15 protein-coding genes are annotated in these 13,611 nt (G+C 54.3%); 10 read left to right on the forward strand and 5 right to left on the reverse strand.

Annotated elements, in window-relative coordinates:
* Nucleotides 1-17 precede the first annotated feature (17 nt).
* The 8 genes from hutI (at nt 18) to hutH (ending at nt 7,304) form a co-directional block, all read left to right on the forward strand.
* A complete protein-coding gene (hutI, locus tag FBY13_RS20855; RefSeq protein ID WP_145395055.1) occupies nt 18-1,235 on the forward strand; it encodes an imidazolonepropionase in 1,218 nt (405 codons plus the stop codon).
* Nucleotides 1,232-2,023 (forward strand): N-formylglutamate deformylase, encoded by a 792-nt coding sequence (hutG, locus tag FBY13_RS20860; RefSeq protein ID WP_063878877.1) that lies wholly within the window; start codon nt 1,232-1,234, stop codon nt 2,021-2,023. Before hutI ends, hutG begins: the two co-directional genes overlap by 4 nt.
* Before the next feature lie 67 nt (nt 2,024-2,090).
* Complete coding sequence (locus FBY13_RS20865) at nt 2,091-2,288, forward strand: hypothetical protein (RefSeq protein ID WP_145395056.1); 198 nt, start codon at nt 2,091-2,093, stop codon at nt 2,286-2,288.
* A gap of 400 nt (nt 2,289-2,688) precedes the next feature.
* Nucleotides 2,689-3,537: a transporter substrate-binding domain-containing protein gene (locus FBY13_RS20870; protein WP_145395057.1), complete on the forward strand. Its 849-nt coding sequence runs from the start codon at nt 2,689-2,691 to the stop codon at nt 3,535-3,537.
* Between the two features lie 12 nt (nt 3,538-3,549).
* A complete protein-coding gene (locus tag FBY13_RS20875; RefSeq protein WP_109717208.1) occupies nt 3,550-4,269 on the forward strand; it encodes an ABC transporter permease in 720 nt (239 codons plus the stop codon).
* Between the two features lie 11 nt (nt 4,270-4,280).
* Entirely contained in the window at nt 4,281-5,012 is a 732-nt protein-coding gene (locus tag FBY13_RS20880; RefSeq protein ID WP_063878880.1) for an ABC transporter permease, read from the forward strand.
* A gap of 1 nt (nt 5,013) precedes the next feature.
* Nucleotides 5,014-5,808: an ABC transporter ATP-binding protein gene (locus FBY13_RS20885; RefSeq protein WP_096012184.1), complete on the forward strand. Its 795-nt coding sequence runs from the start codon at nt 5,014-5,016 to the stop codon at nt 5,806-5,808.
* On the forward strand, nt 5,805-7,304 hold the full coding sequence (hutH, locus tag FBY13_RS20890) for a histidine ammonia-lyase (RefSeq protein ID WP_145395058.1): 1,500 nt from the start codon (nt 5,805-5,807) through the stop codon (nt 7,302-7,304). The genes FBY13_RS20885 and hutH overlap by 4 nt, the downstream gene beginning before the upstream one ends.
* Before the next feature lie 3 nt (nt 7,305-7,307).
* Here hutH and FBY13_RS20895 read toward each other — a convergent pair whose 3' ends face one another.
* Nucleotides 7,308-7,937 carry a flavin reductase family protein gene (locus tag FBY13_RS20895; protein ID WP_063878883.1) on the reverse strand — a complete coding sequence of 210 codons (630 nt, stop codon included), beginning with the start codon at nt 7,935-7,937 and terminating at the stop codon, nt 7,308-7,310.
* Between the two features lie 318 nt (nt 7,938-8,255).
* Here FBY13_RS20895 and FBY13_RS20900 point away from each other — a divergent pair, with 318 nt between their 5' ends.
* A complete protein-coding gene (locus FBY13_RS20900; RefSeq protein WP_145395059.1) occupies nt 8,256-9,362 on the forward strand; it encodes an SDR family oxidoreductase in 1,107 nt (368 codons plus the stop codon).
* A 239-nt stretch (nt 9,363-9,601) separates the two neighbouring features.
* Entirely contained in the window at nt 9,602-10,525 is a 924-nt protein-coding gene (rlmF, locus tag FBY13_RS20905) for a 23S rRNA (adenine(1618)-N(6))-methyltransferase RlmF (RefSeq protein ID WP_186440841.1), read from the forward strand.
* Nucleotides 10,526-10,560: 35 nt separating this feature from the next.
* On the opposite strand, the gene glnQ is transcribed toward rlmF, so the two are convergent.
* The 4 genes from glnQ to dps form a co-directional block, all read right to left on the reverse strand.
* Nucleotides 10,561-11,283 carry a glutamine ABC transporter ATP-binding protein GlnQ gene (gene glnQ / locus FBY13_RS20910; protein WP_096012188.1) on the reverse strand — a complete coding sequence of 241 codons (723 nt, stop codon included), beginning with the start codon at nt 11,281-11,283 and terminating at the stop codon, nt 10,561-10,563.
* A complete protein-coding gene (gene glnP / locus FBY13_RS20915) occupies nt 11,280-11,939 on the reverse strand; it encodes a glutamine ABC transporter permease GlnP (protein ID WP_014593272.1) in 660 nt (219 codons plus the stop codon). Before glnP ends, glnQ begins: the two co-directional genes overlap by 4 nt.
* Before the next feature lie 77 nt (nt 11,940-12,016).
* Entirely contained in the window at nt 12,017-12,763 is a 747-nt protein-coding gene (glnH, locus tag FBY13_RS20920) for a glutamine ABC transporter substrate-binding protein GlnH (protein WP_063878885.1), read from the reverse strand.
* Nucleotides 12,764-13,083: 320 nt separating this feature from the next.
* The gene (dps, locus tag FBY13_RS20925; protein WP_063878886.1) at nt 13,084-13,587 is read right to left on the reverse strand and encodes a DNA starvation/stationary phase protection protein Dps; all 504 of its coding nucleotides are present in this window, start codon (nt 13,585-13,587) and stop codon (nt 13,084-13,086) included.
* Nucleotides 13,588-13,611 lie beyond the last annotated feature (24 nt).

Consider the following 13,611-nt stretch of genomic DNA (forward strand, 5'->3'; position numbering starts at 1 on the left):
AGCAACGAGAGGCAGGAATGGCAGAAGAACTCCAGGTAGACAGTGTGTGGACCGGTGCCGATGTGGTGACCATGCGCGGCGGCCGCTACGCGATTATTGAACAGGGCGCGCTGGCGGTGAAGGCAGACAAGCTGGTGTGGGTAGGGGCCGCAGCCGATATGCCTGCCTTTATCGCGCAAAAACATCACCGGCTGGCGGGCGGTATCATCACACCGGGGCTGGTCGATTGCCATACTCACCTGGTTTTTGGTGGGGACCGCAGTCAGGAATTTGAACAGCGTCTCAACGGGGTCAGTTATGCGGACATTGCGGCACAGGGCGGAGGGATTCTCTCTACCGTTCGGGCCACGCGCGCAGCCAGTGAAGCGGAACTGGTTACATCGGCCCGCTGGCGGCTGAATCGCTTACTGGCCGAGGGCGTGACCACCGTCGAGATCAAATCCGGCTACGGTCTGGATGAAGAGAGTGAATTACGCATGCTGCGCGCTATTCGTCAGTTGCGTAACACGGTGGCCGCAGATGTGCAGGCAACCTGCCTTGCCGCGCACGCTTTCCCGCCGGAATTTAAACAGAATCCTGATGGCTGGATAGCAATTATCTGCGAACGCCTTCTGCCTCAGGTCAAAGCCGAAGGCCTGGCTGATGCGGTGGATGCTTTTTGCGAACATCTGGCTTTTTCACCTCAGCAGGTTGCGCAGGTGTTTGAGCGGGCTAAAGCACTGGGGATACCGGTAAAACTTCACGCGGAGCAGTTGTCTGCGCTGGGTGGTGCGGCGCTGGCCGCGCGCTATGGCGCACTCTCAGCCGATCATCTGGAATATGCCACCGAAGAGGATGTTCAGGCGATGGCTGAACAGGGGACTGTCGCGGTGCTGTTGCCCGGTGCATTTTACCTGTTGCGGGAAACGCAGCGTCCGCCTGTGGCGCTGTTTCGACACTATGGCGTGCCCATGGCGCTGGCGAGTGATGCCAATCCGGGCACCTCTCCGGCCCTGTCGCTGCGTTTAATGCTGAATATGGGCTGCACCCTGTTTGGCATGACACCGGAAGAGGCACTGGCGGGCGTCACCTTGTGGGGGGCGAAGGCACTGGGACTGGAGGCGAGTCACGGCTCGCTCGAAGCGGGCAAAGTGGCCAGTTTTGTCCACTGGCCGCTGGCACGTCCGGCGGAACTCATTTACTGGCTGGGCGGCGAACTGCCCTGTACCGTCATCTATCGCGGAGAAACACAATGACCCCTTTTCATTTCACGCAGGGTAGCATTCCCTTACTGGTCAGTATTCCCCATGCCGGTACGCTGTTGACGCCGGACGTTGAGGACGGACTGAGCGAGGCCGCCCGCAGTTTACCTGACACCGACTGGCACATTCCTCAACTTTATGATTTTGTCCGTGATATGGGGGCAAGTATTATCATTGGCCGCTACTCACGATTTGTTATCGACCTCAATCGCCCGTCCGATAATCAACCGCTCTATACCACCGCCACGACCGGACTCTTTCCCGAAACCCTGTTCGACGGTACGCCCACCTTTGCTGAAGGTAAAACCCCCACGCAGGCGCAGCGCCAGGGCTACGTTCAGACTATCTGGCAGCCTTACCATCAGCAGATCCAGCAGACGCTGGCGCAAATGAAAGCGCAGTTTGGTTACGCCTTACTGTTTGATGCGCATTCCATTGCCAGTGAAATCCCGCGTCTGTTTGAGGGCCGACTGCCGGATCTCAATATCGGCACGAACGACGGGGCCAGCTGCAGCAGCGCCGTTATTAACGGACTGACCTCGGTGTGCAGCGCGCAGGATCAGTTCAGTTGGGTGGTGAACGGCCGTTTCAAAGGTGGCTATATCACGCGCGCCTACGGCCAGCCACAGCAGCAGGTTCAGGCCGTGCAGCTGGAGCTGTCGCAAATCAACTATATGGATGAAAGCCCGCCGTTTACCTGGCATGAAGCGCGCGCTGCGCAGCTGAAGAAGGTGTTAAAGCCGCTGCTGCATAGCTTTCTCGAACAGGGAAAAATGGGCTGAGACGTAATCCGAGCAACCGAAACAGCCAGGCGGGTTGTTTCGGCGACATGAGACAAACGGGCGTGATGTGTATCTGTCACGCCAGTCCCATTGTCATGGCATTGCCTCGCCGGGCGTGACGCGCGCCTACCGGCAGCCGCTTTTTACGCCTTTCCCGATAACGCGGAACGATGACGCTCAGCACAGCGTGCTGCACGTGGGATACCGCCCGTTCAGGTACTGTCCGCAGGTGGCGGGTGGCCTGAGCGGTCAGGTTAAACCCTGAGACGGTTCCCCAAAAACCCTAAGAAGTGCTGACAGAAACCCAGGGTGCTTATCCGCGCCGCTTAACATGAACCCACAACCTGCCGCCAGACGGTTTTTGCGCTAAATTCGTGCAGCCTTTGCACGTTTGTTGTGCATCCGTCTGTCGGCTGTTGCAACACACAACCCTTGTGCTGCTGGGGAGAATAACGACCAATCTGGCACGGCCTTTGCTAGCTTGTATGTACAAGTAACCTCTGAACGAAACCCCGTTGTTATTTATCGTGTCTGGCTCACAAAAACATCAAGCCGACAATGAACTCGATAACGTTAACTTGTATATACATGACTCATCATCTTGTGAATTTTTTGTTAAAACAACATCGATGCTGTTAAAACCTTTTTCATCCAGGAGAAGCCGTATGAAGCACCACGTAGCGTTTCGCCGTTTTTGCCTCACGACCCTGTTTTCCAGCCTGCTGCTCAGCACCGTTGCGGTGCAGGCTAAAGAGTGGAAAGCGATCACGATAGCCACGGAAGGCAGCTATGAACCCTGGAACCTGACGCTGCCCGGCGGCAAACTTGGGGGGTTTGAGCCTGAGCTGATGGCCAACCTGTGCAAACGTATGGGCATCGAGTGCAAGCTGGTGGTTCAGAACTGGGATGGCATGATTGCCGGGCTGAATGCCGGCAAATATGACGTCATCATGGATGCCATCGTGATCACGCCGGATCGTAAAAAAGTGGTCAACTTCACCCTGCCTTACGCCTCCACACCCGCGACCTTTATTACCGTCAAAGGCACGCTGTTGCCGCCGGGCAAGGGCGTGACGAAGTTGCACGACGATGAGAAAGAGATTGAAGCCGCGCTGGCACCGTTAAAAGCCGCGCTGAAAGGCAAAACCATCGGTATTGCTTCCGGCACGGTATATACGCCTTTTATCGACAAATATTTCAAGGGCGTGGCTGACATACGCGAGTACACCACCTCCGCCGATGCCATTCTGGATTTGCAGGCCGGACGTATTGACGCCGTGTTTGATGATGTGACCTTTGCCAAATCGATGCTGACACGCAAAGACAACAGCAACCTGACCTTCAGCGGTCCACAGCTCGGCGGTCCCATCTGGGGTGAAGGCGAAGCCATGGGTGTGCGCATGGCGGACAACGACCTGAAGGCCAAACTGGACGACGCGATTAAGGCTGCGCTGGCTGACGGCACGGTAAAAGAACTTAGCGAAAAATGGTTTAAAACTGACGTTACGCCATAAGTGAGGTCGAGCATGATGAACCTGCTGGGTTTTGGCGCAGAGGGCTGGGGATGGCTGATTGTCAGCGCAACGCTTACCACGTTGCTGTTGTCGCTGGTCGCGCTAATGGTCGGTGCCATCGTGGGCTCAGCCATCGCCGCCGCGAAACTGTCGTCTCATCGCCCTTTACGCTGGTTAGGCGAGGGCTATTCGGTGATTTTTCGCGGCATCCCGGAGCTGTTAGTGATCTACCTGTTCTACTTCGGTGGATCGGGCCTGATCACGCAGATCGGTCAGTTATTCGGTGCGGAAGGGTTTATTGAAGCGCCGCCGTTTCTGATTGGTGCCCTGGCGATCGGGCTTATTTCAGGCTCCTATCAGGCAGAAGTCTATCGTGCGGCTCGGCTGGCGCTCTCCCACGGTGAAGTGGAAGCGGCGCTGGCGATAGGCATGTCGCGCTGGCGTCTTCGCCAGCGCATCCTGCTGCCTCAGGTGGCGCGCTATGCGCTGCCGGGCTTATCCAATGTCTGGCAAATGAGCCTGAAAGACTCTGCGTTGGTCTCGGTGACCGGCATCGTGGAACTGATGCGCGCCAGTCAGATAGCGGCCGGGTCGACGCGTGACTACTTCACTTTTTACCTGATCGGCGGGGGATGCTATCTGTTGTTAACCATACTGTCGAATCGGGCTTTTCTGCGCGCGGAAGCCCGGCTGGGCCGTGCCTGGCAAAGCCGGACAGCGGCACAGCATTAAGGAACTGCACCATGATCGATTTTGCCTTTCTTGCTGATACCTTTCTTAGGTTAAGCGCCGCACTGCCGGTCACGCTCGGCCTGTTTATCAGTTCATTCCTGTGCGGCGGCGTGCTGGCGGTGGGCATTCTGGCACTGCGGATGAGCCGCTGGCGTATCCTGAGCGGTTTTGCCCGTGGCTATATTCTGGTATTTCGGGGCTCGCCCTTAATGATCCAGCTGTTTTTAATCTATTACGGCCTGGGGCAGTTTGGCGTGATTCGGCACAGTTTTGTCTGGCCATTTTTACGAGAGCCGTTCAGCTGTGCCGTGCTGGCGCTATCGCTTTGTACCGCAGCGTATACGGCAGAAATATTGCGTGGTGCGTTGCTGGCGGTGCCAGCCGGGCAGGTGGAAGCCGGTATGGCATGTGGTATGTCGCGCTGGCTGCTACTGAGGCGCATTATTGCACCGGTCATGTTGCGCTATGCCTTGCCCGCCTATTCGACGGAAGCCATTCTGCTGGTCAAATCCACCGCACTTGCCAGCCTGGTCACCGTGTGGGATGTCACCGGGGTGGCGCAGCAGATTATTCAGCGCACCTACCGCACGATGGAAGTGTTCCTGTGTGCCGCCGCGATTTATCTGATCCTTAATTTTATTATCGTGCAGCTGTATGCCCTGCTGGAGCGTCGTCTGACGCCGGTTCATCAGCCCGCAAAGAAGCCGTTAGCGGCCGTTAAGCCCATCACTGGAGGGGAATGAGATGCAGGATTCATCCACCGTTACGCTGTCCGCCAGCGATATTCATAAATCATTCGGCACCATGGAGGTGCTGAAAGGGATTTCATTACAGGCCCATAAAGGTGATGTGATTTCTATTCTCGGGGCCAGTGGATCGGGAAAAAGCACCTTGCTGCGCTGCATTAACCTGTTGGAAACGCCCGATTCCGGCGTGGTAAGCGTCGGCGGGGAAACCATTGAAATGAAGCGCCATGCGCGCGGGCATCAACTGGCCGCTAATCCCAAACAGGTCGAACGTTTGCGCTCACGCCTTGGCATGGTGTTTCAGAGCTTCAATCTCTGGTCGCATATGACCGTGCTGCAAAATGTGATTGAAGGGCCGCACTATGTCCTGAAACGCGATAAGAAAACCTGCATCGCCCAGGCTGAGCAATTACTGGATCGCGTCGGCCTGCTTAATCGCAAAGGCTTTTATCCGGCCCAACTGTCAGGCGGGCAACAGCAGCGCGTCGCCATTGCCCGCGCGCTAGCCATGGACCCGGAAGTGATGCTGTTTGATGAGCCGACCTCGGCGCTTGACCCGGAGCTGGTGGGGGAAGTGCTGAAGGTCATGCGCAGTCTGGCAGAAGAGGGGCGCACCATGTTAGTGGTGACGCATGAAATGGGGTTTGCCCGTCACGTGTCTAACCGTGTGGTGTTTATGCATCAGGGCACCATTGACTGCCAGGGCACGCCAGATGAGATGTTCGGCGAGGGCGGCTCGGCGCGCTTCAGGCAGTTTATCTCCAGCCACCATACACCGGAGTCTGTGTTATGAGTCGCGTTGTTATCTGGGGGGATGCCCCCGTAACCTGGCAGGAGGTGGTCGCGGTGGCCCGCCATGATGCCGAACTGGTGCTGAGCGAGCATGCCTGGCAGCGCATTGCCCAGGGCCGGGAGATTGTGACACACATTGTCGCGAGTGGTCAGATAGCCTACGGCATTAACACAGGGCTGGGTGCGCTGTGCAATATCATGCTGGCGGAAGAAGAATTGAGTCAGCTGTCGCGCAATACCTTATTAAGTCATGCCTGCGGCGTCGGACCGCTGCTGGCGAAGCAGGAAGTCCGCGCTATCTTATGCGCCGCGATAGCGAATTACAGCCACGGAAAATCCGGCGTGTCGGTTGAACTGGTGCGACGGCTGTTGGCGTTGCTGAACCAGCACATTACTCCTCAGGTGCCCTCACAGGGGTCGGTGGGGTATTTGACCCATATGGCACACATTAGCCTGACGCTGATTGGCGTAGGCGAGGCGGAATGCGGAGGGCAGATCCTGCCCGCCAGCGAGGCCCTGACGCGCGCCGGACTCACGCCTTATCGACCCGGAGCAAAAGAGGGACTCAGCCTGGTTAATGGTACGCCGTGCATGACCGGACTGGCCTGCCTGGCGCTGGACGATGCGCGGCGTTTGCTGGACTGGGCCGATGTCACGGGTGCCATGAGTTTTGAAGCGTTAAGAGGGCAACTGGTGGCTTTTGACGAAGAGGTGCTGTCCCTGAAAGCCAGCCCGGGTATCCAGCGCAGTGGCGAGCGGTTACGGCGGTTACTGGGCGACAGCCCGCTGTTAAAGATAAGCAGTGGCATTCGGACGCAGGATGCACTGAGCCTGCGATCCATGCCGCAGGTACACGGTGCCTGTCGCGATCAGTTTGCACATGCAGAGCGTCAGATAGAAACCGAACTGAACGCCTGCACCGACAATCCACTGGTACTGGGTACACCCCAGGCCTGGCGCGTGGTCTCGCAAGCCAATCCACATGGTGAATCCGTTGCCATGGCCTGCGATCTGCTGGCGATTGCGCTGGCAGAGCTGGGCAGTATTGCGGAGCGACGTCTGGACCGTCTGGTGAATCCACTGGTCAGCGGCTTACCGCCTTTTCTGGTTGCACAACCCGGCGTCAACTCCGGCATGATGATTGCGCAATACGTGGCAGCCTCGCTCTGTGCTGAGAACCGCCAGCTGGCGCAGCCCGCCGTGCTGGATAACTACATTACGTCCGGGCTACAGGAAGATCACCTGAGTCTGGGGACCGGTGCGGCACTGAAATTGCTCAAGACCGTGAATAACGTTTATCAAATTCTGGCGATTGAATACCTGCTGGCCGCCCAGGCGCTGGAGTTTCACGGTGAAGCACAGCTGGCACGCAGAACCCTTCAGGCCTGGTGCCAACTGCGTCAGGTGGTGCCGAGCTGGCAGGACGATCGCTGGCTGGCACCAGAGATTGCCCGCGCAGTAAATGTCATCCGCGCGCATCCCGCGGATGCACTCTGATGCTTACCCCCGACGCGCATCCGGGCGCACCAAATCAAAGCGCTGCGCCTCACTGATACCGTAATAAGCGCTGGGGCCGCCAGCGCGTAAAATCGGCTCGGCTTTCGCCGTCTGATAAATGCCGTTTTCCAGTAGCGTTTCATCAATGTGGATGGCGACGGCTTCACCCAGCACCAGCCAGCTGTCGAGGGCGTTGCCGTGCGCATCCTGCAACTGAATAAGCTGCGTCAGTTTACACTCAAAATTCACCGGACTTTCCTGCACCAGACTGGCTTCAACCTGCGAGGCGGCAAGGGGCGTTAAACCGGCAAGGGCAAACTCATCCTGATCGGCGGGTGCAGAAATGGAACTTTCGTTCATGGCTTCAGCCAGCGGCCGGGTTGCCAGATTCCAGACAAACGCTTTGGTTTCAGCAATATTTTGTACACTGTCTTTCCAGCCGCTACTGGCGAAACCAATAATGGGTGGCTGGTAATTGAAACAGTTAAAAAAACTGTAAGGCGCAAGATTGCGGATGCCTTTGGCGCTGATGGAGCTAATCCAGCCAATGGGACGTGGGCCGATAATGGCGTTGAGCGGATCGTGCGGCAGCCCATGTCCGGCGCGAGGCTGATAAGAATAACGTTTGTTCATGGTTGTCTCCCTGTAAAAGCTGATTCAAGCGTAGTGGGTAAATGGCTGTTGCCGTGGCAAACCTGTAAAAAGGCCTCGATCAGGCACCGGATTATTCCTGAATAATAACAGCCGTTACTTTCTGTGCTAACGGGTGAATTTTTATTTATATCAGTTAGTTAAATATTATTTACCGATTTTGCTACTGAAAACAGGTGGTGCAAAAGTAAACGAAAAGTAAACGAGTACATTTTATACATTTCGTGCTAGCAAAGGTTTCGTATTTGTTTAACGAAAATAGCGCAATATACAACCTCATCAATTGTTCTCGTGGTCGATATGAAAAAAATTCTTGTTACAGGATCTTCTGGATTCGTTGGTGGTGCAGTCGTGGCAGAATTGCTGATGCGCCAGGATGTTGAGTTGCTGCTGCTTATCAGAGCCAGCGATGCTACCCAGGGACTGGAGAGGGTTAAAGATAATTTATCTAAGTTTTCATGTTCGGCACAGGCTATTCAGCGCCTGACCGCAGATCAGATTCTGGTCGGCGATCTCCTGGCGCCTGAACTGTTTCTGGATGATGCGCGCATCGATCAGGTCAGCCACGTCATTAACTGCGCGGCGATTGCGTCATTTGGTGAAAATAACGATATCTGGCGGGTTAACGTTGAAGGAACCTTCAAACTGGCCGCCAGAATGGCAGCACTGCCTGCGTTCGTGAAATTTGTCCACGTTGGTACGGCCATGTCTTCCGCGCCGGATCAGGGTGAAATCGTAAAAGAGGATCTGGTGCTGTCTTCCCGTGAAGATCACATTGTCGATTACACCTATTCCAAATCCTACATTGAAAACAAGATCAAGCAGGAACTGCCTCACCTGCCGCTGGTCATTGCCCGTCCATCCATCGTGGTTGGTCATTCTCAGGAAGGTTGTACGCCGTCAGGCAGTATTTTCTGGGTATTCAAGATGGTGATGAAGCTGGAAAAATTCCTCTGCTCACTCGACGACCGCGTCGATGTGATTCCCGTGGACTACTGTGCTAAATCATTGGTTTTCCTGCTGGATCATGGCTGTACCAAAGAGATGGTTTATCACATTTCTGCCGGTGAGCGCAGCAGCAATACCTTCTCTGAAATTGATTCGGCGTTTGCCACAGCAGAAAAAAGTGCACCGCTGGCACCTAACTATCTGCAGGTTGATTTCAGCGAGATCGTTAAAGAGCGCAAGAACTTCAAAAAGATTTACGGGCCTTGTAATGAACGCCTGATGCTGCGCGCAATGCGCCTGTACGGTGAGTTCGCCCGCCTGAATGTGGTGTTCTCTAACGACAAATTGCTGCGCCTGGGTATGAGTTCACCGCCAGGCTTTACCAGCTATATCGATCGTTGCGTAGAAACCACGAAAGGCATGCCAATCCAGGATTTAATGCGCGTCGATTTTAAATAATCCCGCAGGCTTATGATGCGCCGCCAGCACGCTTGCTGGTGGCGCATTTTTTATTGCTAAGCTCACGTCTTTCTCCTTCGCCTGCGCTTTTATTCCCTCATTAATACCGCAAACAGGGGATTATACCGCACAGGGCACATTGGCTTATCCGCCACCCTGTCTTCATGCAGCCGAGAATGCTGTTTATTTTCTGCCAGCCACAGCGTATTGTACGCGCGCCTGAAAACATGAGAGAACGTATGAAAAAGTCAGTCAGCCCGTCGCTATTCCACGCCCGAAACCGCCATCAGGGTGAATATGATTTTGCTGCCCTCACGGCGGCACATCCGCCGCTGGCCGCAAAAGTCCGGCCTAATGGTTATGGCGTGATGTCGGTTGATTTTGCCGATCCTGAGGCGGTGATGTTGCTGAACCAGGCGCTGCTCAAACTTTTCTACGGACTTGACTGGCAACTGGCCCCGGGATCGCTCTGTCCACCCGTGCCGGGACGTGCTGACTACCTGCATTATCTGGCAGATTTACTGGCACTGGATAACCAAGGCAAAATCCCTTCGGCGGACGTGTTGGATATTGGGTGCGGGGCAAACTGCATTTATCCGCTGATTGGGGCCGCTGAATATGGCTGGCGTTTTACCGGGACCGAAATTGATGAAGCCGCGCTGAAAGCTGCCGGTAAAATTGTTGCCGCTAACGCCGGTATGCAGCGCCTGATCCGCTTACGCCGACAAAAAAATCCGCAGGCGGTGCTGAATGGCGTGGTGAATAAAGATGCGTTTTTCCATGCGGTCATCTGTAACCCGCCGTTTCATGCCTCGGCCGAAGAGGCGGCGGCAGGTTCCCAACGCAAATCGCGTAATCTGGGTTTACAGCCTGCCGCACCGCTTAACTTTGGCGGTCAGCACAATGAGCTGTGGTGTGAAGGCGGTGAAAAAGCCTTCGTGGGGAAAATGATTGCGGAAAGCGTCGGCATGGCGAACCAGGTGGTGTGGTTTACCTCGCTGGTGTCGCGTAAAGAGCATTTGCCTGCCCTGGAAAAACAACTAAAAGCACTGGAGACCGAAGTCGTGCGCGTGGTGAATATGGCGCAGGGGCAGAAGCAGAGCCGTTTTCTGGCGTGGAGCTTTATGCCCGCCGCCCAGCGCGCACAACGGCTGTCTCGCTAACACAGCAGCCCGCAACGGGCTGCTGTGTTAATCACTCAGGAGACGTGCTGTAAAAATTCGCGCAGACGTTCGCTGGGAGGGTGACTGATCAGGCTGTCAGGATCACCGTCTTCGGCAATACGGCCTTTATCGATAAAGATCAGCCGTGATGCCACTTTCTGCGCAAAGCCGACTTCATGCGTGACGATAACCATCGTCATGCCTTCTTCAGCCAGGTCCTGCATCACTTTCAATACTTCATGACGAAGTTCCGGGTCCAGTGCCGAGGTCGGCTCATCGAACAGCATCATTTTGGGCTTAACCGCCAGCGCGCGCGCGATCGCCACACGCTGCTGTTGGCCGCCGGATAGCTCTGAAGGAAAGTGATGGGCGCGCTCGGCCAGGCCTACTTTAGCCAGCAGGCTCTGCGCCAGTTTATGCGCCTCTTCTTTGCTGGCACCGCGCACCCGAATCGGGCCGAATGCAACGTTATCCAGTGCACTCATCTGTGGGAAGAGGTGAAACTGCTGGAATACCATGCCTGCTTCCTGACGAATCAGACGGTCGTCGACTTTAGGATCGTTAACTTTCAATCCATCGACAATCAGCTCGCCGCTGGTAATCTCTTCTAATTTATTGATACAGCGCAGCAGGGTAGATTTACCGGAACCGGATGGACCAATAATCACCACCACTTCGCCCTGCTTAATATTCAGGTCGATATTGTGTAGCACCTGGGTTTTGCCAAAATGCTTTGAGACGTCTTTAAATTCAATCACAGGATTTTCACCCTTTTCTCAATGCGGCGCAGCACAAAGCTCAACACCAGCGTAATCACAAGATAAATAATCGCGACCGCACTCCAGATTTCCAGTGCACGGAAGTTACCGGCAATAATTTCCTGGCCCTGACGCGTCAGTTCGGCCACACCAATCACAATGAACAGGGACGTATCTTTAATACTGACAATCCACTGGTTGCCAAGCGGGGGCAGCATACGGCGCAGCGCTAAGGGCATAATCACATAGCGCAGGGTTTCACGGCTCGACAGGCCCAGCGCCAGTCCGGCTTCGCGAAAACCTTTATTGATCGACAGCACCGCACCGCGCGTAATTTCGGCAATATAAGCGCCAGAGTTAATCATGATGGTCACCACGGCGGCGGTGAAAGGATCGATACGCAAATCCGGGAAGGCCATTGGCAGGGCGAAGTAAATAAACATCACCTGCACAACGATAGGCGTGCCGCGAATAATTTCAATAAAGACCAGGGCAATATGATTGCTTATCCAGCCGCCGTACGCGCGCGCAAAACCCGCGACCAGACCGATAATTAACCCGCCCACCAGGCCAATGATGGAAATAATTAAGGTCATTTTCGCGCCTTCGAGCAGCGCTGGCATGGCTGGCCAAATGACGCTCCAGTCAAACTCCATGGTGAAACTCCACTTGTGTTGCGATGGAAAAAAGCAGGGAAATATTCCCTGCTGAAAAATGAACGCAGACTCAGTTATTATTTAGGATCGGTGCCAAACCACTTTTTATAAAGCGTGTTGTAGGTTCCGTTTTCTTTCAGTGTTTTCAGCGCGCCGTTTACTTTTTCACGCAGTTCGTCACTGCCTTTCGGGAAGGCAATACCGTACTGTTGTGCTTCAATCGATTCGCCTACCGCTTTGAAGCGGCCTTTACCGGCAGTATTAATGAAGTAAAGGATGTTTGGCGTATCATGCAGTACCGCGTCAGCACGGTTGGTACCCAGTTCCATATAGGCGTTATCAATATTAGGGAACTGACGCAGGTCTTTCGTTTTGATGTGGCTCTTAGCGTAATCCACTGAACCCGTACCGCTCTTCACTGCGACCACTTTACCATTCAGGTCGTTAATGCTTTTGATGTCATTTTCATTGTTGCGAACCATTACCAGCAGACCACTTTTATAGTAGCCATCAGAAAATTCGATCGCTTTTTTACGCTCATCCGTAATGGTGATACCGGCTAACGCCAGGTCAACGTTGCGCGTTTGTAGTGCAGGGATGATGCCACTGAAGTCCATCGGTTTCAGGGTATAATCCAGTTTCAATTGTTTTGCGATTGCATCCCACAAATCCACATCAAAACCAACATACTTATCACCCTGTTTAAATTCAAAAGGGACAAATGCAGTATCGGTGGCGACGATGAGTTTCTTTTCGGCGGCGGTAGCAGAGAGGGAGAAGGCCAGCGCCAGCGCGGCCACAGAGATGTTAAACAACGATTTCATCATTTTTCCTTATTACGACCAGGCGTCAAGGCCCAGGTTTGCGAGCTATCATATGAAAAAATATGCCAACTTTGCAAAATACATAAAATCGACTGCCTGACACAAAATCGCTGACACGATTCTGCACGGGGAAGTGAGTTTGCACTAATTGGGTGCTTCATGGTGGTGCATAGTGCTACGGTGGTGCAGAGGTAGTGTGCATCAGAAGGGAAAAACAGGAAGAGCAGGAAGTGAAAACTGTTAACAAAGTCATGAAATTATAATAACACAGACGTAAAAAAGGCGGGTTTCCCCGCCTGTTTACAGTCTACTGTCTGACATTATTCAATGTTGGACTCGATAAACCACAGGAATTTATCAAGATCACGCGATGCGGCAGTGAAAATATCTGCGGTATCTTCATCTTTCACTTCAGAAATGGCTTTGCGCGTGTCGTTAGCGACAACGCTGTAGCGATCGGCCAGCGCCTTCAGGTGATCCTGAACGCTGTGAATATTCAGCGGATAGCTTTTCAGTGGCGTCTTGTCGTTCACCACCTGGGTTGTACCCAGTGCGACGCCACCCAGCTGTACCACGCGCTCTGCGATGGTATCCTGGTGATCGGTAATCGCGGTGCGGAAGCCGTCCAGCATTTCGTGCACACCGATAAAGTTTGCGCCACGCATGTTCCAGTGGGCTTGCTTAGTGATCAGTGACAGATCAATGAACTCCACTACCAGGCGATTGAGCACCTCAATGGTGGCTCTCTTTTCGTCATCTGCCACGTCATTACGGGTGTAAAGTAGATCAGAAGATTTTGTTTTAACCAGTTTAGCGGTACTCATTGTTTCGGTCCTCTCTTTCAATGG

Source organism: Pantoea sp. SJZ147 (assembly GCF_007828605.1).
In the GTDB taxonomy this organism is placed as follows: domain Bacteria; phylum Pseudomonadota; class Gammaproteobacteria; order Enterobacterales; family Enterobacteriaceae; genus Pantoea; species Pantoea allii.